18 protein-coding genes and 1 tRNA gene are annotated in these 20,940 nt (G+C 72.0%); 5 read left to right on the forward strand and 14 right to left on the reverse strand.

Annotation, left to right across the window (positions count from 1 at the left end; genetic code table 11):
* Positions 1–162: 162 nt before the first annotated feature.
* From OHA89_RS13030 to OHA89_RS13065, 8 genes are all read right to left on the reverse strand, one after another.
* On the reverse strand, positions 163–1,263 hold the full coding sequence (locus OHA89_RS13030; protein WP_215148849.1) for an LCP family protein: 1,101 nt from the start codon (positions 1,261–1,263) through the stop codon (positions 163–165).
* A 313-nt stretch (positions 1,264–1,576) separates the two neighbouring features.
* Entirely contained in the window at positions 1,577–3,730 is a 2,154-nt protein-coding gene (gene rho / locus OHA89_RS13035) for a transcription termination factor Rho (RefSeq protein WP_406366221.1), read from the reverse strand.
* Between the two features lie 427 nt (positions 3,731–4,157).
* Entirely contained in the window at positions 4,158–5,084 is a 927-nt protein-coding gene (gene thrB, locus OHA89_RS13040) for a homoserine kinase (protein ID WP_215146875.1), read from the reverse strand.
* 324 nt (positions 5,085–5,408) lie between these two features.
* Complete coding sequence (gene thrC, locus OHA89_RS13045; protein ID WP_257554177.1) at positions 5,409–6,479, reverse strand: threonine synthase; 1,071 nt, start codon at positions 6,477–6,479, stop codon at positions 5,409–5,411.
* 6 nt (positions 6,480–6,485) lie between these two features.
* Positions 6,486–7,778, reverse strand: a complete 1,293-nt coding sequence (locus OHA89_RS13050) for a homoserine dehydrogenase (RefSeq protein WP_257554178.1) — start codon at positions 7,776–7,778, stop codon at positions 6,486–6,488.
* 124 nt (positions 7,779–7,902) lie between these two features.
* Entirely contained in the window at positions 7,903–9,294 is a 1,392-nt protein-coding gene (gene lysA, locus OHA89_RS13055; protein WP_257554179.1) for a diaminopimelate decarboxylase, read from the reverse strand.
* Positions 9,295–9,313: 19 nt separating this feature from the next.
* On the reverse strand, positions 9,314–10,285 hold the full coding sequence (gene nrtL / locus OHA89_RS13060; protein ID WP_266614945.1) for an ArgS-related anticodon-binding protein NrtL: 972 nt from the start codon (positions 10,283–10,285) through the stop codon (positions 9,314–9,316).
* 95 nt (positions 10,286–10,380) lie between these two features.
* Complete coding sequence (locus OHA89_RS13065) at positions 10,381–10,854, reverse strand: PleD family two-component system response regulator (protein WP_406368484.1); 474 nt, start codon at positions 10,852–10,854, stop codon at positions 10,381–10,383.
* 107 nt (positions 10,855–10,961) lie between these two features.
* Between OHA89_RS13065 and OHA89_RS13070 the strand changes: the two genes are divergently transcribed.
* A tRNA-Arg gene (locus OHA89_RS13070) sits at positions 10,962–11,033 on the forward strand.
* Between the two features lie 148 nt (positions 11,034–11,181).
* Here the strand turns inward: OHA89_RS13070 and OHA89_RS13075 are convergent.
* Positions 11,182–11,574 (reverse strand): hypothetical protein, encoded by a 393-nt coding sequence (locus tag OHA89_RS13075; protein WP_406366223.1) that lies wholly within the window; start codon positions 11,572–11,574, stop codon positions 11,182–11,184.
* Complete coding sequence (locus OHA89_RS13080; RefSeq protein WP_266614965.1) at positions 11,571–13,958, reverse strand: AAA family ATPase; 2,388 nt, start codon at positions 13,956–13,958, stop codon at positions 11,571–11,573. The genes OHA89_RS13075 and OHA89_RS13080 overlap by 4 nt, the downstream gene beginning before the upstream one ends.
* A 301-nt stretch (positions 13,959–14,259) precedes the next feature.
* On the opposite strand from OHA89_RS13080, the gene OHA89_RS13085 reads away from it, so the two are divergent.
* Entirely contained in the window at positions 14,260–15,243 is a 984-nt protein-coding gene (locus OHA89_RS13085) for an XdhC family protein (RefSeq protein ID WP_406366225.1), read from the forward strand.
* Positions 15,244–15,279: 36 nt separating this feature from the next.
* Here OHA89_RS13085 and OHA89_RS13090 read toward each other — a convergent pair whose 3' ends face one another.
* Positions 15,280–15,606: a plasmid stabilization protein gene (locus tag OHA89_RS13090; protein ID WP_266614967.1), complete on the reverse strand. Its 327-nt coding sequence runs from the start codon at positions 15,604–15,606 to the stop codon at positions 15,280–15,282.
* 118 nt (positions 15,607–15,724) lie between these two features.
* Between OHA89_RS13090 and OHA89_RS13095 the strand changes: the two genes are divergently transcribed.
* A complete protein-coding gene (locus tag OHA89_RS13095) occupies positions 15,725–16,120 on the forward strand; it encodes a DUF6479 family protein (RefSeq protein ID WP_215146861.1) in 396 nt (131 codons plus the stop codon).
* 84 nt (positions 16,121–16,204) lie between these two features.
* Here the strand turns inward: OHA89_RS13095 and OHA89_RS13100 are convergent, their stop codons facing one another.
* Together OHA89_RS13100 and ligD are read right to left on the reverse strand one after the other, a co-directional pair.
* The gene (locus OHA89_RS13100) at positions 16,205–17,092 is read right to left on the reverse strand and encodes an ATP-dependent DNA ligase (protein WP_266615391.1); all 888 of its coding nucleotides are present in this window, start codon (positions 17,090–17,092) and stop codon (positions 16,205–16,207) included.
* On the reverse strand, positions 17,092–17,997 hold the full coding sequence (gene ligD / locus OHA89_RS13105; RefSeq protein ID WP_266614968.1) for a non-homologous end-joining DNA ligase: 906 nt from the start codon (positions 17,995–17,997) through the stop codon (positions 17,092–17,094). The genes OHA89_RS13100 and ligD overlap by 1 nt, the downstream gene beginning before the upstream one ends.
* Positions 17,998–18,028: 31 nt before the next feature.
* On the opposite strand from ligD, the gene OHA89_RS13110 reads away from it, so the two are divergent.
* Positions 18,029–19,087, forward strand: coding sequence for a Ku protein (locus tag OHA89_RS13110; RefSeq protein WP_257554187.1), 1,059 nt, complete (start codon positions 18,029–18,031; stop codon positions 19,085–19,087).
* An 80-nt stretch (positions 19,088–19,167) separates the two neighbouring features.
* Here OHA89_RS13110 and OHA89_RS13115 read toward each other — a convergent pair whose 3' ends face one another.
* Entirely contained in the window at positions 19,168–20,025 is an 858-nt protein-coding gene (locus OHA89_RS13115; protein ID WP_406366227.1) for a nuclease-related domain-containing protein, read from the reverse strand.
* A 193-nt stretch (positions 20,026–20,218) separates the two neighbouring features.
* On the opposite strand from OHA89_RS13115, the gene OHA89_RS13120 reads away from it, so the two are divergent.
* Positions 20,219–20,875 (forward strand): hypothetical protein, encoded by a 657-nt coding sequence (locus tag OHA89_RS13120; RefSeq protein ID WP_406366228.1) that lies wholly within the window; start codon positions 20,219–20,221, stop codon positions 20,873–20,875.
* Positions 20,876–20,940 lie beyond the last annotated feature (65 nt).

A 20,940-nucleotide genomic window follows, 5' to 3' on the forward strand; every position in this document is an offset into this window, starting at 1 on the left:
TAGATTCGGGAGGGCGCCGGGTCGCAGGAGCCGAATTGCGCGCTGCGTGAACCGGGGCCGACAGACCAGTCTGCCAGGACCGGGCTGCCTGTCAAAATTCTGAGGACGCCTCCCTCAACGGAGAGGGGCCGGCATCTATTCCGCACCGGATCGGAAGGCTCTCTACTGGACGACCTTGCCGGCGGTGCCCTTGTCGCCCATCGAGTTCTCGGTGGCCTCGGCGGGAACGGGCTGGTCGGCCAGCAGGGCGTCCCAGACCAGCTTGGACTGCTTGGTCAGCGGGGCCACGCGGTCGGAGTCGAGCGCGTCCGCCGTCACCGGCAGCGTGATCATGTGCATGTTCTGGGCGTCGATGCCCTGGAGGCTCTGGGCGAAGCCCATGAGGGACTTCACATCGCCGAGCGCCTTGTCGGTGGTGATCGTCTTGGTGCCGGTGTCGGCGAGGTCGAGCAGCCGCTTGGGGTTGTCGAACAGGCCGATGCTCTTGACCTGCTTGATCAGCGCCTTGATGAAGGCCTGCTGGAGCTGTATTCGGCCGAGGTCGCCGCCGTCGCCGACGCCGTGGCGGGTACGGACCAGCCCGAGGGCCTGCTCGCCGTTCAGCTTGTTGGGGCCGGCCGGGAGGTCCAGGTGGCTGTAATCGTCCTTGATCGGCTTGCTGGTGGTCACCTCCACCCCGCCGAGGGTGTCGATGATCTTCTTGAAGCCCGTGAAGTCGACCTCGATGTAGTGGTCCATACGGATCCCCGACATCTTCTCGACGGTCTTGACCGCGCAGGCCGCCCCGCCGATCGTGTACGCCTCGTTGAACTGCTTGCGCGTCCCGCCGGGGTCGGTCTTCCCCTTGGCCGTGGCGCAGGAGGGGCGGGCGGTCATGGTGTCGCGCGGGATCGATATGACGCTGGCCTTCTGGTGGCCCTCGTAGAGGTGGACGATCATCGCGGTGTCGGAGCGGGCGGAGCCGCCGTCGTCCGGGCCGTACTCGCCGTTGGCGCCGCCGCGGGAGTCGGATCCCAGGACCAGGATGTCCATCGAGCCGTTGTCGACGTTCTGCGGTCGGTCGGTGCCGAGCGCCTGGTCGATGTCGACGGTCTTCAGGTTGCCGTTGAGCTTGAAGTAGAAGTAGCCGAGCCCCGCCCCGCCGAGCAGGACCACGCCTGCGGCGGTCCACGCGGCGATGACGAGAGCCCTGCGGCGCTTCGGCGGTTTCCGTCGGCGCCGGCCCGCGGCGCGCCCGCCGCTGCCCTTGCTGTCGTCGCTCATGCTCTCCTCGGTCCTTAGGTCCGTGCCCCGGTCGTCTGCGGCCGCCATCCACCGTGCGTCCTCTGACACAGACGGCCGAGCGCCCCCCAGGGTTCCACGGCGCCGGGAGCCCCCCGATCGGCGCGTACATGACCATCCGCGCGGGTGATCATCACGTGACACCGCCTCCAGCCTGCGGTTTTGGCCGGGGACGCCGCGGAGCGGGAGAGGGTTCACCGCGGGACGGGGTGTGCGCAAGAGCACAGCGGCGGCAAAAGCACAGCCGCCCCCGCCGCGGGTGCGGCGGGGGCGGCTGTGTGGTGACGCCGGTGACTCAGTCGTCGTTCTTGCCCGACGGAGTCGTCTTCGCGATCTGCATCAGGAACTCGGCGTTCGACTTCGTCTGCTTCATCTTGTCGAGGAGCAGCTCGATCGCCTGCTGCGAGTCGAGCGCGTGCAGCACTCGGCGCAGCTTCCAGGTGATGGAGAGCTCCTCGCTGTTGAGGAGGATCTCCTCCTTGCGCGTGCCCGACGCGTCGACGTCGACGGCCGGGAAGATGCGCTTGTCGGCGAGCTTCCGGTCGAGCTTGAGCTCCATGTTGCCGGTGCCCTTGAACTCCTCGAAGATCACCTCGTCCATGCGCGAGCCGGTGTCGACCAGCGCGGTGGCCAGGATGGTCAGCGAGCCGCCGTCCTCGATGTTGCGCGCGGCACCGAAGAAGCGCTTCGGCGGGTACAGCGCGGTCGAGTCGACACCACCGGACAGGATGCGGCCGGAGGCGGGCGCCGCGAGGTTGTACGCGCGGCCCAGGCGGGTGATGGAGTCCAGCAGGACGACCACGTCGTGACCCAGCTCGACGAGACGCTTGGCGCGCTCGATGGCCAGCTCGGCGACGGTGGTGTGGTCCTCGGCCGGACGGTCGAAGGTCGAGGAGATGACCTCGCCCTTGACCGACCGCTGCATGTCGGTGACCTCTTCCGGACGCTCGTCGACCAGGACGACCATCAGGTGGCACTCGGGGTTGTTGGTGGTGATCGCGTTGGCGATCGCCTGCATGATCATCGTCTTGCCGGCCTTCGGCGGCGAGACGATCAGACCACGCTGACCCTTTCCGATCGGTGCGACCAGGTCGACGATCCGGCCGGTCAGCACACCCGGGTCGGTCTCCAGGCGGAGCCGGTCCTGCGGGTAGAGCGGGGTCAGCTTCTGGAACTCCGGCCGTCCGCGCCCGGATTCGGGCGCCATGCCGTTCACCGAGTCCAGTCGCACAAGGGCGTTGAACTTCTCGCGGCGCTCGCCGTCCTTGGGCTGGCGCACGGCACCGGTGGTGTGGTCGCCCTTGCGCAGACCCGCCTTGCGGACCTGGGCGAGGGAGACGTACACGTCGTTGGGGCCGGGCAGGTAGCCCGAGGTCCGGATGAACGCGTAGTTGTCGAGGATGTCGAGGATGCCCGCGACGGGGATCAGCACGTCGTCGTCGGCGACCTGCGGCTCGTTCGGGGCGAACTCGTCGCGGCCACGACGGCCACGGCGGTCGCGGTAACGGCCGCGACGGCCGCGACGGCCGCCCTCGTCGTCGAAGTCGTCCTGCGGACCGTTGTCCTGGGGACCCTGGCGGTCCTGGCGGTCCTGGCGGTCCTGACGGCCCTGCTGGCCCTGGCTCTGACCCTGGCCGCGGCCGCCCTGCGGCTGACGGTCGCCGCGCTCGGCGCGGTCCTGACGGCCGCCGCCCTGGCCGCCCTGCGGCGCGCCCTGACCCTGGCCGCCCTGGCCCTGCTCGTCGGCCTTGGCGCCGCGGTCGCGACGGTCACGCTGGCGGTCGCCGCGCTCGGCGCGCTCGCCGCGCTCGGCACCGCGGTCACGGCGGTCGCGACGGCCGCGGCCCTCGCCGTCCTGCGCGGGGGCGGAGACGGCGGTGGCGGCCTCGGCCTTCACGTCCGTCTGCGGCGCGGTGGCGGTCGCCGTGGCGGCCTCGGCCTTGACGGTCTCGGTCTTCTCCTCGACCTGCACGGCGGCGGGGGCCGAGGCCTCCGGGCTGCCGGACGGGGCAGTGGCCCGACGCCGGCGGCGCTCGCCGACCGGGGCGTCCTCGCTGGCCGGCTGGCCCGGGATGTCGATCTGGGCCTGCGCGGCAGGCTTCTCGGCGGGCGCCTCGGCGGCGGCCTCGCCCGTGCGGGCCTTGCTGGTGGCGCGGCGCTTCGGCTTGGCCTCGGCGGTGGCGGTGGCGGCGGCGCCTGCGGCGGAGGCGGCCTTGGGCGCTCCGGCGCCACCCGCCTGCGTCTCCTTGATGACCTCGATCAGCTGGCTCTTGCGCATCCGCGCGGTGCCCCTGATGCCGAGGCCCGACGCGACCTGCTGCAGCTCGGCCAGGACCATGCCGTCAAGGCCGGTGCCGGTGCGGCGACGCTTGGGTGCGGCGCCCGCGGCGGGGGCACTGGTGTCGACAGAGGTGTCGGCAGCGCCCATCAGATCGGTGGTGTCGCTCACGAAGGGTCCTTCCCTGGAGCGGACGTCGGCCTGTCTGGCTCGGCGACCGGTTGTGCTGTCCGACAACAGTCCATTACCTGATGGGTCATGGACCGCGGCCGGGGCGGTGGTCCGCCGATAGAGATACGGCGGAGAGAAACGTGCGTGGGTGGTTCCGGCGAGAAGCCCCCGAGCTGGAAGCGTGGGAATGTCACGCCGATTCCGGAGCGTGCTCGAAACTGCTGGAAGTGATCAAAGCAGTCGGGGAGGCTCCCGGAAGAAAGGTGGTCCCGGATGGGGACACTGAGCACCGAGCCATGGCGGCTTCGGATGCGCACTTGAGACTAACACTACCGGATCCAACAGACATTCCCCCTCTCAGTCACCGGCAATCGCGCCCTTCCGCGCGGGCGGCCTGCCCTGGCCGCCCGCCCCTGACCGGCCTGGCTCAGCCGCCCTGGGTTCCCAGCGGGAGTACGCTCGCGCCCGCGGCGTCGAGGGCGAGCCGGTTCGCCGCCCACCCTTCGCCCGCGAGCTGCGCGACCTTGTCGGCCGCACCGTTGTCGACCAGCGCGAGGACCGTGGGGCCCGCGCCGGAGATGACCGCGGGGATGCCGTCCGCCCGCAGTCGGTTCACAAGTGCCACGCTCTCCGGCATCGCCGGGGACCGGTACTCCTGGTGGAGCCGGTCTTCGGTGGCCGGCAGGAGCAGCTCGGGGCGCCTGGTCAGGGCCTCCACGAGCAGTCCCGCGCGACCCGCGTTCACGGCCGCGTCCACGTGCGGAACGGTGCGCGGCAGCAGGCCGCGCGCGGTCTCCGTCAGGACCGGCTTGGAGGGGACGAAGACCACCGGAACGATGGAATCGGCGGGCTCCATCCGGATCGCCTTGGCACTGCCCCCGTCCATCCAGGCCAGGGTGAAGCCGCCGAGCAGACAGGCGGCGACGTTGTCGGGGTGGCCCTCGATCTCGGTGGCGAGCTCCAGCAGCGCCGCGTCGTCGAGCCTGGTCTCTCCGCCTATGGTCACGGCGCGGGCGGCGACGATGCCGGCGCAGATGGCGGCGGAGGAGGAGCCGAGGCCCCGGCCGTGCGGGATGCGGTTGGCGCAGACGACCTCGAGGCCGCGCGGCTGGCCGCCCAGCAGGTCGAAGGCGGTGCGCATGGAGCGTACGAGCAGGTGGCTCTCGTCCCGCGGGAGGGTGTCGGCGCCCTCACCCGCGATGTCGATGTTCAGGCCGGAGTCGGCCACCCGGACGACTACGTCGTCGTAGAGCCCCAGGGCCAGGCCCAGGGCGTCGAAGCCCGGGCCGAGGTTGGCACTGCTGGCGGGGACGCGCACCCGTACGGCGGCGGCGCGGAACGCTGGACCGGCCATCGTCCGATGACACTCCTTGTGACTGTGCGAGATCTTCGCTCTTCGCTGGCTCGCTGCGAATGTACTGGAGAACGTACGACACCCGAAGGCCCTCGGGGCAGCACCGCAGTCATATGCGCGGTGGCGGATGTAAGTACAGCGTATCGAAGGAAGGTTCTCTCGCGACATAGGGCGCACAGGAGGCGCACGATGCGTGTCGCGCCCTTCGACGGACTCCGACGGTTTTCGGCCGCACTTTTGTTGTCGTACGGGGCGAGTTGCCGGGTTCCGGGGGTCTTGGGGACCCCCGGAACCCGGGTCACGCGTTGCTGCCCGGCCTGTGCGTCAGACGAGGCCGAGGCGGATGGCCGCGGCTTCGGCGTCCACCGGAACGGTGACCGGCTGCGGAGCGCCGGCGATCGCCCAGTCGGGGTCCTTGAGGCCGTTGCCGGTGACGGTGCACACGATCGTCTGGCCGGGGTCGACCAGGCCCAGCTCGGCGGCCTTGAGCAGACCGGCCACGGAGGCGGCCGAGGCGGGCTCGACGAAGACGCCCTCCTGTGCGGCCAACAACCGGTAGGCGGCCAGGATCTGGCGGTCCGTCACCTCGTCGATGAAGCCGCCCGACTCGTCGCGCGCGGCGAGCGCGTACTCCCAGGAGGCCGGGTTGCCGATCCGGATCGCGGTGGCGATGGTGTGCGGCTCCTTGACGATCTCTCCGCGCACGATGGGCGCGGAGCCGGAGGCCTGGAAACCCCACACACGGGGCGTACGGGAGGCCAGGCCGTCGGCCTTGTACTCCTTGAAGCCCTTCCAGTACGCGGTGATGTTGCCGGCGTTGCCGACGGGCAGCACGTGGATGTCGGGGGCGTCGCCCAGCGCGTCGACGATCTCGAACGCGGCCGTCTTCTGGCCCTCGATGCGTACCGGGTTGACCGAATTGACCAGCGCGACCGGGTAGTTGTCGGACAGCGCGCGGGCGAGATTCAGACAGTCGTCGAAGTTGCCGTCCACCTGGAGGATCTTGGCGCCGTGCACGAGGGCCTGGCCCATCTTGCCGAGCGCGATCTTGCCGCGGGGCACGAGGACGGCGGAGACCATGCCGGCGCGCACCGCGTACGCGGCGGCGGAGGCCGAGGTGTTGCCGGTCGATGCGCAGATGACGGCCTTCGCGCCGTCCTCCTTGGCCTTGGTGATGGCCATGGTCATGCCGCGGTCCTTGAAGGACCCGGTGGGGTTCGCCCCCTCGACCTTGAGGTGCACCTCGCAGCCGGTGCGCTCGGAGAGCACCTGCGCGGGAACGAGCGGCGTGCCGCCCTCGCGGAGTGTGACCACGGGAGTCGTGTCCGTGACCGGCAGCCGGTCCCGGTACTCCTCGATGATGCCGCGCCACTGGTGGGTGCGATTGCTGCTCATGGGTCCTTACTCCCCTTCAACACGCATGATGCTGGCGACACCGCGGACGGTGTCCAGCTTCCGCAGCGCCTCGACGGTCCCGGTGAGGGCGGCGTCGGGTGCGCGGTGAGTGACGACGACGAGGGAGGCCTCGCCATCCTTGCCCTGCTGGCGGACGGTGTCGATGGAGACGCCGTGCTCCGCGAAGGTCGTCGCCACCTGGGCCAGCACGCCGGGCTTGTCGGCCACGTCGAGGCTGATGTGGTAGCGGGTGACGACCTCGCCCATGGGGCTGACCGGCAGCTGGGTGTACGCCGACTCGCCCGGCCCCGTTGCCTCGGCGAGCTTGTTGCGGCAGACGGCGACGAGGTCGCCGAGGACCGCGGACGCGGTCGGCGAGCCGCCCGCGCCGGGCCCGTAGAACATGAGCCGCCCGGCGGCCTCCGCCTCGACGAAGACCGCGTTGTACGCCTCGCGGACGGAGGCGAGCGGGTGGGTGAGCGGGATCATTGCCGGGTGCACGCGGGCGGTGACGGACTCCCCGTCGGCGGCGCGCTCGAGGATCGCCAGGAGCTTGATGGTGCAGCCCATCCGCTTGGCGGAGGCGAAGTCGCTGGCGCTGACCTCGGTCATGCCCTCACGGTAGACGTCGTCGAGGCGGACCCGGGTGTGGAAGGCGATGCCGGCCAGGATGGCGGCCTTGGCGGCGGCGTCGTAGCCCTCGACGTCGGCGGTGGGGTCGGCCTCCGCATACCCGAGGGCCGTGGCCTCGTCGAGCGCCTCCTGGTAGCCGGCGCCGGTGGAGTCCATCTTGTCGAGGATGAAGTTCGTCGTGCCGTTGACGATGCCCATGACGCGGTTGATCTTGTCGCCCGCGAGGGACTCCCGCATCGGGCGGACCAGCGGGATGGCGCCGGCGACGGCGGCCTCGTAGTACAGGTCCAGCCCGTGCTGCTCGGCGGCGGCGTGCAGGGCGGCGCCGTCCTGGGCGAGCAGCGCCTTGTTGGCGGAGACGACGGAGGCCCCGTTCTCGAACGCCGTGGTGATCAGCGTCCGGGCGGGCTCGATCCCGCCGATGACCTCGACGACCACGTCGATGTCGCCGCGTTTGAGGAGGGCGGTCGCATCGGTGGTGATCAGGGCCGGGTCGATGCCCTCGCGGACCTTGGAGGGGCGGCGCACGGCGACGCCCGCGAGCTCGACGGGCGCGCCGATCCTGGCCGTCAGGTCGTCGGCGTGCGTCGTCATGATGCGAGCAACTTCCGAGCCGACCACTCCACAGCCCAGCAGCGCCACCTTCAGCGGACGCGTACGCATCATTCGACCTACGCCTTTCGATCTTCCTTCAGTACCCCGCGCGCGGCTTGCGCGAGGGGTGAGAACCAGTCTCACTCAATGGACAGCAGTTTCCACCCTCGGTCCATTGAGTGAGACGTCAATTTCATCATCCGAGGTCGAGGCGCAGGAGATCTTCCTCCGTCTCGCGACGGACGATCACCCGGGCCTGACCGTCGCGCACGGCGACGACGGGCGGACGCAGCGCGTGGTTGTAGTTGCTGGCCATGGAGCGGCAGTACGCGCCGGTGGCAGGGACGGCGAGCAGGTCACCGGGGGCGAGGTCGGCGGGCAGGAACGCGTCCTTCACGACGATGTCGCCGCTCTCGCAGTGCTTGCCGACGACGCGGACGAGCATCGGCTCGGCGTCGGAGGTACGGGAGACGAGCGCGATGGAGTACTCGGCGTCGTACAGAGCCGTCCGGATGTTGTCGGACATCCCGCCGTCGACGCTGACGTACGTCCGGAGTCCCTCGAGCGGCTTGATAGTGCCGACCTCGTAGAGGGTGAAGGCGGTGGGGCCGACGATGGCGCGGCCGGGCTCGACGGAGATGCGGGGCGCGCGCAGGCCGGCGCTCTCGCACTCGCGCGCCACGATCTCGGTGAGCGCCTTGGCGATCTCGTGGGGCTCGCGCGGGTCGTCGTCGGAGGTGTAGGCGATGCCGAGACCGCCGCCGAGGTCGATCTCGGGCAGCTCCACCCCGTGCTCGTCCCGCACGGCGGCGAGCAGCTGCACGACCCGCTTCGCCGACACCTCGAAGCCGGCCATGTCGAAGATCTGCGAGCCGATGTGGGAGTGGACGCCGAGCAGCTCGAGCGAGTCGTGCCCGAGGGCCCGCCGTACGGCCTCGGCGGCGACCCCGTCGGCCACGGCGATGCCGAACTTCTGGTCTTCATGGGCAGTCGCGATGAACTCGTGCGTATGGGCCTCGACGCCCACCGTGACGCGGATCTGTACGGGCTGGCGTACGCCCAGCTCGCGGGCGATGTGCGCGACGCGGGCGATCTCCTGGAAGGAGTCGAGGACGATGCGCCCGACGCCGGCCTCGATGGCGCGCCGGATCTCGCCCTCGGACTTGTTGTTGCCGTGGAAGGCGATCCGGGAGGCGGGCATCTCGGCGGCGAGCGCGGTGGCCAGCTCCCCGCCGGAACACACGTCCAGATTGAGCCCCTCTTCCTTCAGCCACTTCACGACGGCCTTGGAAAGAAACGCCTTACCGGCGTAGAACACGTCGGCGTCCTTGCCGAAGGCGTGCGCCCAGGCCCGGCACCGCGCCCGGAAGTCCTCCTCGTCGAGGAAGAAGGCGGGGGTCCCGAACTCCTCGGCGAGCTTGGTCACTTCGATGCCGCCGACGCTGACGACGCCGTCACTGTCGCGCGTGACGGTCCGGGCCCAGACCTTCTCGTCGAGGGCGTTGAGGTCGGCCGCGGGCGGGGAGTAGTGCCCCTCGGGCAGGACATCGGCGTGACGGGGTCCGGCGGGGTGCGCGGAACGGCTCATCGGTATCTCTCTTCACAGGTCACAGGCGTGTCGGTGCGTCTATGCCGAGGAGGGCCAGGCCGCCGGCCAGCACCGTCCCGGCGGCTTCGGCAAGAGCCAGCCGGGCACGGTGGGCGGCCGAGGGTTTCTCGTCCCCCTGGGGCAGTACGCGGTACTGGAAGTCGAGCAGCGCGTCCGCCAGCTCGACGAGGTGCCGGGTGAGCCGCTCGGGCGCGCGGTGGTGCGCGGCGGCTTCGAGTACGAGGGGATGGCCGGCGAGGGCGCGCAGCAGCGCGGGGGCGTCCACCTCTCCGACGGCGGGCCCGAACCCGAGGCCGTCGGCGTTGCTGAGCAGCGCCCGGCTCCGCGCGTGGGCGTACCGCACCCGGAAGAACTCGCTGCCCTCGCCCTGCAGGAGCAGCCGGTCGGAGAACTCGGGCGTCTCGCGGGCCGGCACGCAGAGCATCGCCCAGCGGGCGGCGTCGACCCCGAACCGGGCGACGACGTCCCCGTCCCGCTTGGCGAGGGGAGCAACGGAAAGCCCGTCGGTCACGTCGTGCTCGCTGCGGCCCTGGCTCCCACCCTGGCTGCGCACGAGCCGCAGGACACTCTCGCGTACGACGCGCTCGCGCAGCCCGAGGCCGGGGCCGGCGCCGATGTCGACGGGGAGGAAGGCGGCGCCCTCGAGCACGACGGCATCCCGGATGACGAGGGGAGCGGAAGGCGCGGGCAGCACGAAATTCAGAAACCCGGGTCCGGTGACCTCGACACTCACGATCCCCGGCTCCTGACCGAGCCGACGGGCCAGCACCCTGGCCACCTCACCGGGCGCGCGTCCGGCGGCCTTGGCGACCTGGAAGGCGACGGGGGTGGCGTACTCCCCCACCCCACCGGGCCGGGTCCGCTCGACGACGACCCGCCCGGGCACGGCCACATCGGCGCCCAGCTCCCCGTCCTCGACGGCGCAGCGCACGGCGCGCACGACGGTACGGGAGAGATCGGCGGGGTTCACGAGACCCAGCCTAGGGGAGACGGCCGCTCACTCCGCGAAGGGTTTCGCCATGTGAAATGAGGAGGAGCGGGAGAGCAGCAGGAGGCGGCAGGGTCTCAGCCCCTCCCCCTCCCGGCGGGGGCGCCCTTCCTCCCGTCGCGCAGGTCCTTCCTCTCGACCAGCCGCCGTACGACCCGTACCAGCTCGGCGGGCTCGAAGGGCTTGGCGACGAATGCATCCACCCCGGCCGCGATCCCCGACTCCACCTCGTGCTGCGTACAGGCACTCACGATCGCGACGGGCACGGCGCTGGTCCGCGGATCGGCCCGCAACTGCGCGGCGGTCCCGAACCCGTCCAGCCGGGGCATGACCACATCAAGGGTGATGACGTCGGGGCACACGCGATGCACGACGTCCAGACACTCGGCACCATCGTTCGCGGTCACGACCTCGAAGCCCTCCAGCTCGAGATTGACCTTGATCAGCTGCCGGATGACCTTGTTGTCGTCGACAACAAGCACCCGGCCCGAGACGCCTGGCACAACTCGAGAGTAGGTCGGCCCGGGCCCCCGCGTCCGGGTTTTTGCCACTTCCACCCCCTGCGGGCGACCCACCTCCTTCTCCCCCGACAAACCGGTTCCTGATCACCCCAGGGAAGCTGGTAGTGTTCAACCCGTCGCCGCACAGCGAACGACACGCCCCCGTAGCTCAGGGGATAGAGCAACGGCCTCCGGAGCCGTGTGCGCAGGTTCGAATCCTGCCGGGGGCACTTCGCAGGAAGTGCCCAAAGACCCCGCCATCAGCGAGTTCGCTGAGAACGGGGTCTTCGCGTATGCGCAGCCAACTGCCGCCCTGTGCGGCCGCCCTACGACAGCCTGGGCGCGCCCTCGCGTGGTGCGGTTCCTTCCGTACGGCGGTCAGGGCCTGGTGGGGGTCGTGCTGGACGGCATGGCGCGCAGGAGTTCCGTGACGTCCGCGTGCCAGGCCCTCACCTCGGCCGGAGTGGGCGGCAGTTCGTAGGTGTGGTGGTGGCAGGCGGCGCTGAGGGCCGACCAGACCACGTACCACTGGCGGGCCACCGAGGGGCCCACGTACCAGTCCAGGCAGAGCGCCTTGGTCCGGCCCCTGCTGTGGACCATGCGGGGGCTGACGCTCCGCCAGAAGTCGTCCATGGCCTCGTCCAGAGCCAGCCTCAGCAGCGCGGCCGCGGCGCGGGCGCGCAGTCCGGGCGTGAGCGAGGGCATGGTGCCGGGCGGGGGTGTGAGCAGGGCGTCGGCGGCGGCCACGAGGTCGCGGGTGGACCGGGTCACCGGCGCTGCACCGCCCTGGCGAGCTTCTCTGTTTCCCGGACCAGGTCCATGGACGCACCGGACGGGGCGGGAGCCTGGTGGGCCCCCGCGTTGCACCGCTCGATCAGGGTGCGCGCCCACGGCCCGTGGTCCTGGGCGACCGCGGCGAGCACATCGGCCGGTGCCATCCCGCTGTCGTAGAAGGCGAGCGCGGCCAACTCGGTGAGCTTGAACGTCCTGCCGATCCTCGCCTCGACCTCGTCGTGGCTGTGGCCGTCGGCGCGCAGCCGGCGCCGTGCGGGCTCCAGGTAGGCCGCTTCCAGAGCTCCCCGGCACATCTGGGGCAGTACCCGGTCGGCAACGTCCTGCGGCACGTTGCGGTCACTGGCCACGGCCCGGGCCTCACCCAGCGCGAGGGAGACCGGGTCGTCGGTCCGGGTGACCCGTACGACGGAGTCGGTCTGGCGGGACACCTGCATGATCGTCGCGGGGACGCGCAGCTGACGGATGGCCTGCTGGAGGCGGGTGTCGTGGGTGAAGACGACCACCTGGCGGTGCCGGGAGTGGAGTTGGAGGACGCGGGCGAGTCCTTCGACCTTCTCCGGGTCCATGGACTGTACGGGGTCGTCGATCACCAGGAACCCGAAGGGGCTGTCGGGGTGCGTGGCCCGCGGGAGGAACAGCGAGAGTGCGAGCGAGTGGAGCTCGCCCTGGCTCATCACGCCGAAGGCGGGCGCGTCGATCGTGTCCACGGAGGCATCGAGCACCACCTTGCGCTGGTTGGCGGTGCCCGCGAGGCTGATCGAGCCGAGCGAGACGCTGCTGCGTTCGCACAGCAGTTTCCAGATGGTCTGCGACTGGTCGGCGAAGGGCCGGAGCCGTTCCTCGCGCAGTTCGCCGGTGACCTTCTTCAGCCACGCCCGGCCGTCCTTGATCTGCTTGATGAGCGGCCGGGCCGCCTCCGCCTTCTCGGCGTCGCGCAGGCATTCGGCGAGGCGCAGGGCGAGCGGCTGCCACCGGCCGTCCTGCTCGGCGATCCGGTCCGCGGCCTCCTCGCTCAGCTGTCGGCACGCGTCGGCCAGCGTGGCCGCCACCCGCTCGATCCGGTCCGCGAGTTCGCGCGGGTCGGCGACGTCCCGGCAAGCGGCCCACTCGTACCAGAGGGAGGCGAGCGGCGAAGCGTCATCCTGGAGCCAGCCCGGAACCGGCTGCACCAGATCGCGTACGGCCCGCTCCGCGGCGGCCAGGCCCGCACGGGCGGTCTGCGCCTCGGCCGCCTCCCGCTGGAGCCGTTCGACCTGTTCCCGGGCGCGCAGGGCCCAGATCTCGTCGAGTCGGCTCCCGGCACCGCAGACGGGGCAGTCGGCGGACTGCGGGTGTCGGCGGTGGTGGTCCAGGGCCCGCTCCAGCAGTCCGATCAGCTGCCGGGCGTCCTCGGCTGTGCCGAAACGCGCGTCCTCGGCGACGGCGGCGGCTTCCCGGAGCCGGGCCACCGCGCCCGCGACTCCGCGCGGGTCGGGGCCTTCCAGGCCGACGAGGCGACGCAGGCGGGCGAGCTCGGCGCCGTCCGTTTCGACCCGGCCCTTGAGCAGCGCGCGTAACCGGTCGAGGTCCGGGTGGCGGCCGCTCAGCGCCGCGACGGCCTCGGCGGCCCGCGGGTCGTCCGACTCCGACAGTTCGGCGATCACGGCTCGGATCAGGTCACCGGCCCCTGTGACGGTGTCGGTGAGCTTCTTCGCTCGGGCGCGGGCTTCGTTGTCGGCGTCGCTGAGCAGGTCCAGGCCGAGGATCTGCGCGAGCGCGTCGTGCAGGGCACTCATCCGCCCGTTGATCATCGCGCCCAGCTCGCTGTACGAGAGGAACGGCCGGTAGAGGGACAGGTCCTCGGCGTCGATGACCTCGCGGGGATCCTGTTCGGGCACCCCGGGCCGGTGAACGACCGTTCGGGAGTCGTCCAGGCCGTCCCCGTGCCAACTCCTGCGGACGGTCAGCGGATCGTTCTCGCCGTCGAGGCAGAGCTGCACCGACACCTGTGGAGCGGTGTGGTCGTGCAGGTTGCGCCAGCCCTGCCTCCAGATCTGAGTGCGGTCCTGCCAGCGGAAGTTCTCTCCGGTGAGCACCATTTCGGCGGCCTCGGCGAAGCTGGACTTCCCTGAGCCGTTGCGGCCCGCGACCACGGTGAGGCCGGGGCCGGGGGTGAGGTCCAGCGTTGCGGCCGGTCCGATGCCGCGCCAGCCGGCCGCCGAGATCGATCGCAGGTACACCGGCCCGGCCTGCCCTGCACTCCTGGTCCGTACCTCGGGCAGCAGCCCGGCCACGAGGTGCCGCACGGCGGGCGCCAGCGAGGAGGCGGCCAGGCGGCCGAGGACCAGGTCGCGGAGGGAGGGGTGGGGCTGGTCACTCAAGGCGGCTCCTTGCGGTGGCACGGGGGCGGCGCTGATCGAGCTGTTCGCCCATGTTGCCCGAGTCCACCGCCGCCAGGAGGCGGAACCGTCGAGCGGGATCTCGGCTCCCACGGCTCGGCTCCGTCGGGCGGTTCCGTCGGGTGGTTCCGGTGGTCTGTACGAGGGGGGTGGGGCGGAGTCTGTGGGTTTTGGGGGGTGGGTAGGGATGGGGGGCGTGCGTAGGGTGGTCGGTAAGGCCGCATAGTGCCGTTGACCTGGTGCTTTGTGGCGAGTGGAGCTCGCATGAGGATGGGGCGGCGCGATGCGTGAGTTGGTGGAGACGGCGCGGCAGTGGGTGGCCGAGGGGCGCGCGGGGTATCTGGCGCGGCCCGTGACCGAGCAGGGGTTCGGGCCGCGGGATCCGGCCGGGGCGGTGCTCGTCGATGCGCGGGGGGAGTGTGTCGGCGCCCTGTACCGGGGGGTCTTTGATGCCGAGCTCGTCGCCGAGGCCGGGGCGATGGGGGCCGGGGACACCGCGCGGGTGTGCGAGGTGTCCGTGCGCGGGGCCGAGGCCGTGGAGGCGAAGCTGACCTGTGGCGGGCAGGCCGAGGTGCTGCTCCAGCCGCTGGCGGCGATCCCGGCCGAGTGGTGGGAGCTGCTCGGTGAGGGGGTCGGGGTGGCGTTGGTGACCCGGCTGAACGAGGGCGCCGATCATGCCGTCAGTGCGGTCGTACGGGCCGGCGACGTGCCGCGTGATGACGCCGGGCGGCGGGCCGGGGAACTGCTGGGGACGCGGCGGGCCGGGCGGGACGCGTTGTACGGGGAGTCCGGGCTGGTGCTGGTGGAGGCGTACCCGTCGGCTCCGTACGTGGTGATCGGCGGGGGCGGTGAGCTCGCCGAGATCATCGAGCGGCAGGCGCTGCTGCTGGGCTGGGAGGCCGTGCTGGTCGACGGTACGGAGGAGGCCGTGAAGGTGATCCAGGCGCGGCGGGACGCCGCGTGCCTGGTCATGCTGAGTCACGACGAGGCGTTCGACGTACCGACGCTGCGGTTCGCGCTCGCTCAGGGGGTCCCGTACGTCGGTGCGCTGGGCTCGCGCAAGACGACCGCGCGGCGGCGGGAAGGGCTGATCGCCGCCGGGGTGAGCGAGGCCCAACTGGCCCGGGTGCACGGGCCGATCGGCCTGGACCTCGGCGCGCGGACCCCGGCGGAGACCGCGCTGGCCATCTGCGCCGAGATCCTGGGGGTGCTGGGCGGACGCGAGCTCGACACCCTGCGGGATACGGACGGGCCCATCAACTCCTGACCGCTGGTTCGTCCCGACCGGTCGGCCTTCGCCTGATCAGCCGTCGCCGAGGGCCCGCTTGAGCTGTGCCTTGTTCATGTCCGAGCGGCCGTGGACGTTGCGGCGCCGGGCCTCCGCGTAGAGCTGGTCGTACGTAGGGCCCTGCGCGCCGGAGTGGGAGTGCAGGCCCCCGCGGCGGGACGAGGACATGTCCTGCAGGGACTCCTTGCTGGCCGTCTTGGACTCCCCCGCCCGGGCGCGTTCCTTGTTGACCGTCCGGGCGGCGATCTCCTCGGCCTTGCCCTTCGGCTCGCCGCGCTGCTCCAGGCCCTCCTTGATGTGCTCGTACTGGCGTTCGCGCTTGGGGGAAGATCCGCGGGGCATGACCGGCCTCCTTCTCGGCTGCGGCTCGATTCGGGTGCCCCTGGCGCGTACCCCGGATGGCGCAAGGTATCCCGGCCAGAACAGCGCATATCGCCCTGAAGTGCGGGAAAATGGTTCCATGGACATGATCCTGAGCGTGGACTCGACCTTGACCGACATCGCATGGTTCCTGGTCGTCGGGATTGTCGTCGCCGGCTTCCTCCTCGGCGGCTTCAAGCTGGGTCAGCGGGTCCGGGCGAAGGAACCCCCGCCGCCCACCGCCGAGAGCCAGCCCCACCTGCCGAACGGCGGGGCCGTCTACGAGGTCCGCGAGGAGCGGGACCCCGTGGAGATTCCCGAGGGCGGCCTCCGGCCGCACGAGATGCAGGGCTACGGAAACTTCGGCTCCACCGCCTCCGCGCATCCCGACGACGTCCGCAAGCGGCGCGAGTCCGGTCACCAGCACGTGGAGGGACCGGGTCCGCATCCACAGCCGGGGGCTCCGCCGGACGCGGGACGAGGCGCACACAGCTGACACGCCGGCCCGACTCCCTCTGGCGTCTGACCTCCGACCTCTGGCGTCTGACCTCTGACCTCTGACCCGCGCCTCCCGCGCGGGTCAGAGGTCTGTCCGCAGCCGCAGCACCTCCGGCGGCGGGTGCCGGGCCGAGGCGTGCCGGACCTCCGCCGTCAGCGGCGGGTCGAGCGGCCGGAAGGGCACCTCGCCGAGCCCGATCGCCGTGACGGTCGCCCCGGCCGGAGCCACGGCCGCGCGGGAGGCCACGGCCTGCGCCACCTCCGCGCGCAGGGCCGCCGTCAGAGGGCTCGACACCAGCGGGGTCTCGTCCCCGACCGGCAGGACCAGCACCAGGGCGAGCGGGCGGCGCGGGGTGCCGGTGTAGCCGACCACCGCCGCGTCGCGGACGTCCGTGTGCCGCAGCTTCTGCCAGCCGCGCCGGCCTGCCGGGTAGGTCTGGTCCAGCCGTTTGACGACCAGGCCCTCGATGCCGCTGGCGGGCAGGGTCTCGTACCAGGTGGCCGCCAGCTCCGGGTCGGTGGTCATCGGCACCGGCTGCAGCGGCGGCCCGAGCGGCAGCAGAAGGTCCACCAGGAGGGCCCGGCGGCGCTCGTACGCGCGCCCGCGCAGGTCCAGCCCGGCCAGTTCCAGCACGTCGAAGGCGGCGTACGAGGCCGGCAGCGTCTGCGCCAGTACGGCGGCCCGCGCGGCCGTGGCCGCCGCCGCCCGGCGCTGCACCAGCGCGAAGTCCGTCCGGCCCGCGTGCCAGACCACCACCTCCCCGTCGAGGACGGTCCCGGCGGGCAACTGCCGTGCGGCCACCTCCAGATCGGGGAAGGCGCTGGTCACGATCCGGCCGGAACGCGCCTGGAGCACGACGTCGGCGTCCGAGCGCACGATGACCAGGCGGTGGCCGTCGAACTTCGGCTCGTACGCCAGGCCCGCGCCGCGCGGAAGGGTCCGTACGGCGGTGGCCAGCGCGACGCGGATCACGGCCGGGCTCCTCGCGTCCCCGGCAGCCGGCCGGCCCGGTCGAGGCTGACCAGGGGGCCGAAGAGGTCCCCGTCGCGCTCCAGCCGCAGCGGAACGTCGTCGGCGAGGAAGACCAGGTCGTCAGGGCGCCGGCAGGCCTCGACCTCCTCCCAGGACACCGGTGTGGACACGGTCGGCCGGGCCCGCGCGCGCAGCGTGTAGGGCGCGGCGGTGGTCTTGGCGGCGGCGTTCTGGCTGTGGTCGACGAAAACCTTGCCGGGGCGCAGCGCCTTGGCCATGCGGTGGACGACCAGGTCCGGCAGCTCGCGCTCGGCCTCCTGGGCGAGCAGCTTCGCGTACGCCGACACCTGCTCGGAGGGGGTCGGCTCCAGGGGCACGGCCAGGTGCATGCCCTTGGAGCCGGAGGTCTTGGCGTACGCGTGCAGGCCGTCGGCCGCGAGCCGGTCGCGCAGCCAGAGCGCGGCGGCGCAGCACTCGACGACGGAGGCGGGCGCGCCGGGGTCGAGGTCGAGGACCATCCGGTCGGCGATGGCCGGGCTCCCGGCGGTCCACTGGGGGGTGTGGAACTCGACGACGAGGTTGGCGGACCACATGAGGGTGGCCATGTCGGCGACGACCACCTGTTCGGCGGAGAGGTCCTCGGAGCGGGGCACGGGGGTGGTCTTCACCCAGTCGGGGGTGCCGGGCGGCGGGTTCTTGGTGAAGAAGAGCTGGCCGTCCGGGCCGTCGGGATAGCGCAGGAAGGACACCGGCCGGTTGTGGATGTGCGGGAGGAGGGATCCCGCGACGAGGGCGTAGTAGTGCAGCACCTCGCCCTTGGTGAAGCCGGTCTCGGGGTAGAGCACCTTGTCGAGATTGCTGAGCGCGATGCGACGGCCCTCCACCAATGTGATCGGCGTCATACGATGAGACTGCCACGAAACAGGAGGAACCGTGCGATCCATTTGGAACGGGGCGATCTCCTTCGGCTTGGTCAGCATCCCGATCAAGCTCGTGAACGCCACCGAGAGCCACTCGATCTCCTTCCGTCAGATCCACCTCACCGACGGCGGGCGGATCCGCTACCGCAAGGTGTGCGAGCTGGACGCCGAGGAGGTGCCGACCGCTGAGATCGGGAAGGGGTACGAGGAGGGGGACGGGTCGATCATCCCGATCACCGACGAGGACCTGGCGCAGCTGCCGATCGCGACCGCCAGGACGATCGAGATCATGTCGTTCGTACCGGCGGACGAGATCGATCCGCTGCAGATGGACGCGGCGTACTACCTCGCGGCGAACGGGGCGACGGCGGCGAAGCCCTACACCCTGTTGCGGGAGGCGCTGAAGCGGAGCCGGAAGGTCGCGATCGCCAAGTACGCGCTGCGGGGGCGGGAGCGGCTGGGCATGCTGCGGGTCGTGGACGACGTGATCGCCATGCACGGGCTGTTGTGGCCGGACGAGATCCGGGCGCCGGAGGGGGTGGCGCCGGATGCGGACGTGACGGTACGGGAGGCCGAACTCGACCTGGCGGACGCGCTGATGGCGACGTTGGGCGAGGTGGAGCTGTCCTCGCTGCACGACGACTACCGGGAGGCCGTGGAGGCGATGATCGCGGCGAAGGCGGGTGGGGCGTTCGAGCCGACCGAGGCCGTCGTGGAGCCGGCCGGGGGTCAGGTGATCGACCTGATGGCGGCGCTGGAGAAGAGCGTGAAGGCGGCCAAGGCTTCTCGGGGGGAGGCGGGTTCCGCGGGCGGGGCGGAGGGCTCGGCCGAGGCCGAGGTCACGCCGATTCGGGGGCGGCGGAAGTCGGCGGCTGCGGCTGCGCCGAAGGCGGTGGGTGGGAAGAAGTCGACGGCGAAGTCGGCCGCGGGCAAGAAGACTGCGTCGGGTGCGGCGAAGAAGGCCGCGGCGTCCAAGTCGACCGCGAAGTCGGCCAAGTCGGCTGCCGCGGCCAAGAAGACGGCCGGCGCCGCGAAGAAGGCGGCGCCTGCGCGGAAGCGGACCTCGGCCTGAGCCCAGGGTGGCGGGGGCCTGCGGCGCTGCCCCCTACCCGCCCCGTCCCGAAACTGGGGCTCCGCCCCAGACCCCGCGTCTCAAACTCCCCCAGACTCCGTCCGGGGGGACCCCCAGGCGGGGCTGGATCTGCCGGCGTTGGGGCCCAGCCAGGTTCTCGTGTCGCGGGCCAGGGTGAACAGGGTTTCGATGTCCGGGGGTTTGAGGGCCGTTGGGGAGGACGTGAGGTCTGTCGCGGCCGTGGGGGGTTGGAGTACGCGGATGTCGCGGAGGGTGGGGGCCACCTCGACGCGGGAGGCGTCGACCACGGCCAGGGCCGGGGTGACCTGGGCCGTCAGGGCGCGGGTGGCTCGGGCTGCCGCGCGGCGGGTCCAGCGCGGGTCCGGGCGGGGTTCGGCGCGGCCGACCGCGAGCAGGAGATCGCCGGCCACCGCGCGCTGGCGGCGGCCCGGGACGGTGCGGACGCAGAAGATCCCGGCCGGGCCGATGAGCAGGTGGTCGATGCGTCCCATTCCCGGGACCGGGACGCAGTGCAGGATCCGCCAGCCGTCCGCCTCCAGGGCGTCGAAGGTGTCCCCCATGCGCTGCTGGGCCAGCAGGTCCTGACGCAGCCGGTGCCGCGCCCGGGTGCCCGCCGGGCCGTGTTCCAGCTCCCCCAGCAGGGTCTCGCCGGGGCGGTTCGGGGCCAGGTCCGCGTCCGGCGGGAGGGCGAGGCCCGCCAGGTCGGCCGCCGTGGGGACGGGAGGCGGACCGATCGTCACCGTTCCGCTCAGGTAGGGCCGTAACACCGCGAGGATCGCCTCGCGCTGGTCGTCCGCGAGGATGCTGATCCGGTTCGCCTGCCGGTCGTACCAGGCCACCGCCCGCCCGTCGGGCAGATTGACATACAACCGGCCCCGGCCGGGCCGGCCGCCCGGCAGCACTCTGAGTCCCTTCATGGGCCCTCACCCCCCGCCGTCCATGGGAACAGCCGGGGCGCCGCACGGCAATCCCCCGGCTGTGTAACGACTCTGACGTGACCCTGCGACGTCGCTGTTACACGAACGGGGCTCCGCCGCAACGGCCGGCGCCTAGGTTTGTCCCACCTGGCCCCATCAGGAACCGCCAGCACACGCCAGCACACGCCAGGACATGACCAGCACCGGAGGGCTTCCCGTGAGCACCGTCAGCCGCCGCACCCTCGTTCGCGCCGCCGCCGTGACCGCATGCGCCGGGAGCCTGCTGGCGCTGCCGACCGCCGCCGCCCTCGCCGAGGGGGTGCCGGCGGCCTCGTCCGCGCACTCCGCGGGACCGCAGCCGACGCTGGTCAAGAGCCTCTCCCTCGCGGACGGCACCTCCACCGCGAAGGTCTACCGCATCGCCGGGGGCGCGTACCGGGCCGACATCCTGACCGCCGGCGGCCACAAGGCCACCACGCTGACGAGCCGTGAGGGCATCACCGGCTTCGGCGGCGCCGGGGACCTGCACGCCGCGCTGGAGTCCGACGGGCGGCTGACGTCCTGGGTGGGCGGCGACGCTCCCGCGGAGGGCCGGTCCCACGAGGTCGCGGGCGACGGGTACAAGACCGGCACCCGCAGCGGGCAGGTCGTTCCCGCGTCGGCGCCCGGGGCTGCGGGCGGCGGGAGCCGGTCCGTGGCCACCGGCCCGGCCGACTCGCTGCGCCTGAACACGCTGGCCGACGGGCCGGGCGAGGGCGTGTTCCTGCTCGCCGCGGGCGGCGGCATCGCGGCCATCGGCGCCGCCGGACTCGGCTTCGCGATGCTGCGGCGCGGGCGGACCGAGAGCTGACGCCCGGCCGGTACGGCGCAAGCGGCTCAGCGGGAGTCGCCCGGCGGTAGCAGCACTGCGGAAAA

This window comes from Streptomyces sp. NBC_01546 (assembly GCF_045208355.1).
Taxonomy (GTDB): domain Bacteria; phylum Actinomycetota; class Actinomycetes; order Streptomycetales; family Streptomycetaceae; genus Streptomyces.

Excerpts from the sequence above, each read along its gene's own strand:
- OHA89_RS13030 (WP_215148849.1), bottom strand. The coding sequence starts at position 1,263 with ATGAGCGACGACAGCAAGGGCAGCGGCGGGCGCGCCGCGGGCCGGCGC.
- thrB (WP_215146875.1), bottom strand. The coding sequence starts at position 5,084 with ATGGCCGGTCCAGCGTTCCGCGCCGCCGCCGTACGGGTGCGCGTCCCC.
- thrC (WP_257554177.1), bottom strand. The coding sequence starts at position 6,479 with ATGAGCAGCAATCGCACCCACCAGTGGCGCGGCATCATCGAGGAGTAC.
- OHA89_RS13050 (WP_257554178.1), bottom strand. The coding sequence starts at position 7,778 with ATGATGCGTACGCGTCCGCTGAAGGTGGCGCTGCTGGGCTGTGGAGTG.
- lysA (WP_257554179.1), bottom strand. The coding sequence starts at position 9,294 with ATGAGCCGTTCCGCGCACCCCGCCGGACCCCGTCACGCCGATGTCCTG.
- OHA89_RS13085 (WP_406366225.1), top strand. The coding sequence starts at position 14,260 with ATGCGTGAGTTGGTGGAGACGGCGCGGCAGTGGGTGGCCGAGGGGCGC.
- OHA89_RS13090 (WP_266614967.1), bottom strand. The coding sequence starts at position 15,606 with ATGCCCCGCGGATCTTCCCCCAAGCGCGAACGCCAGTACGAGCACATC.
- OHA89_RS13095 (WP_215146861.1), top strand. The coding sequence starts at position 15,725 with ATGGACATGATCCTGAGCGTGGACTCGACCTTGACCGACATCGCATGG.
- ligD (WP_266614968.1), bottom strand. The coding sequence starts at position 17,997 with ATGACGCCGATCACATTGGTGGAGGGCCGTCGCATCGCGCTCAGCAAT.
- OHA89_RS13115 (WP_406366227.1), bottom strand. The coding sequence starts at position 20,025 with ATGAAGGGACTCAGAGTGCTGCCGGGCGGCCGGCCCGGCCGGGGCCGG.
- OHA89_RS13120 (WP_406366228.1), top strand. The coding sequence starts at position 20,219 with ATGACCAGCACCGGAGGGCTTCCCGTGAGCACCGTCAGCCGCCGCACC.